The following is a 1,728-nucleotide window of genomic DNA, read 5'->3' as shown; positions in this document are numbered from 1 at the left end:
GGCCGGGGCGGTAAGCCCCGCGAACCAGTCGCCGCCCGCGCCTGCGGCATCCGATGCGCCCGCCGCCCGCAGTCGGGCGTTTTCCCGGCGCAGGGCCACCACCGTGGCCACCTTGCCCGCCAGATGTTCCAGCTGCTCCACGGAAAAGGGCTTCGGCAGGTAGTCGAAGGCCCCGGCCTTGATGGCGGCCACGGCGTTCTCGAACGAGGCGAAGGCGGTCATGACCACGCACAGCGCATCCGGGACCAGCGCCCGCGTCTCGCGCACAAGGTCGATGCCCGATGCCCCTTCCATGCGCACATCGGTCAGCACGAGGTCGGCGGGTCGTGCGGCCAGCAGGGCCAGCGCCTCTTCCGCGCTGGCCGCCGTGCGCACCGGGCATCCGGCAGCGGACAGGGCCAGGCGCAGGGTGGTCAGTATGCCGGGGTCGTCGTCCACCACCAGCACGTCCAGCGGGGTGCGGTCCTGTTCGCCGGTGGGTGCAGGCACGGTTTGTGGTTGCGGCGTGGGGGGCATGGCGTCCTTCATGAGAATTTGGGGGATTACGGGGTGTGGCGGGCGGTTCGACGCGTCAGGCGCGTCAGGGGCGTCAGGCGCGTCAGGGGCGTCAGGTGCGTCAGGTGCGGCGGGCGCGTCAGGTGCGGCGGGGCCATCAGGTGCGGCGGGCGTCCCCGGCATCATCCGGTGGCCGGGCCGGAACGGTTCGTCGTTGTCGCGTCATCGGTCATGTCCGTGCCCGCGTTGTCGGTCGTGTCATTGGCTGTGCGATTGATTGCATCAGGGGCCGCGTCGTCCGCCTGATAGTTGCGGGGCGGCAGCGGCAGGGTCACGGTGAAGCGCGAGCCGCGTTCCTCGCGCCGTTCATAGGCAATGTGCCCGCCGTGGGCATCCACGATGGACCGGGTGATGGCAAGGCCGAGGCCGTACAGGCCGCCTCGCGCGCCCGCCGCCGGGCCGTGGGCGAAGGGTTGGAACAGGCGCGCCTGCACGGCTTCCGGCAGGCCCGCGCCTTCGTCTTCCACCTCGATCACCGCGCGGCCCTGATGCTCGACCACCCGCACCCGCACCTCGCCGTCCGTGGGGCTGGCGCGCAGGGCGTTGGCCACCAGGTTGGAGACCACCCAGGCAAAGCGTTCCGCGTCCAGCCGTACCTTCACGGGGGCCTCGCGGACATCAACGGCCAGGCGCACCCCGGTTTCGCGGGCCAGCAGCACGAAGGGCGTCAGCCAGCGGTCCAGCAGGGCGGGCAGGTCCGCCTCGTCCCGCGTCAGGTGCAGGGCCGATGGCGTCATGCGGGCGATGTCCATGAACTGCTGGGCAAGGGTGCGCAGGCGGGCGGCGTCCTCGCGTACGGTTTCCACCAGCAGGCGGCCCTCGGCGTCCAGGGTGTCCTTGCGCCGGTCCAGCAGGTCCGCCGCAAGGCATAGTGACTGCATGGGGGTCTTGAGTTCGTGCGAGACCCAGTCCATCATTTCCGAGCGCAGTCCTTCGCGCCGCCGGGCCTCTGTGACGTCGCCCAGCAGGAACACCTGCCCGACCACCGAAGCGGGGGAGTCGGGGGATGCGGAAGATACGGGAAACATGGGGGAATGGGACGGCATGGAAGCAGACGGGAAGGATGATCTCTGTGTCCGGCGGTCGCCGCCGACCCCTGCCAGCCCGTGGGCGTCGCCGCCGACCCCTGCCAGCCCGTGGGCGTCGCCGCCGACCTCCGCCAGTCCGTGGGCG

General features: G+C 71.4%; 2 protein-coding genes. Both read right to left on the bottom strand.

The annotated features are described in order from the left end of the window. A partial coding sequence (locus FVW20_RS14420) for a response regulator (RefSeq protein WP_196610164.1) occupies positions 1-528 on the bottom strand: 528 nt, incomplete at its 3' end. A gap of 149 nt (positions 529-677) precedes the next feature. Then, a partial coding sequence (locus tag FVW20_RS14415; RefSeq protein ID WP_196610163.1) for a sensor histidine kinase occupies positions 678-1,728 on the bottom strand: 1,051 nt, incomplete at its 5' end.

Origin of the sequence: Nitratidesulfovibrio oxamicus (assembly GCF_015731765.1) — a bacterium.
GTDB classification, from domain to species: Bacteria; Desulfobacterota; Desulfovibrionia; order Desulfovibrionales; family Desulfovibrionaceae; genus Cupidesulfovibrio; species Cupidesulfovibrio oxamicus.
This window is presented reverse-complemented; position numbering and strand designations above follow the sequence as displayed.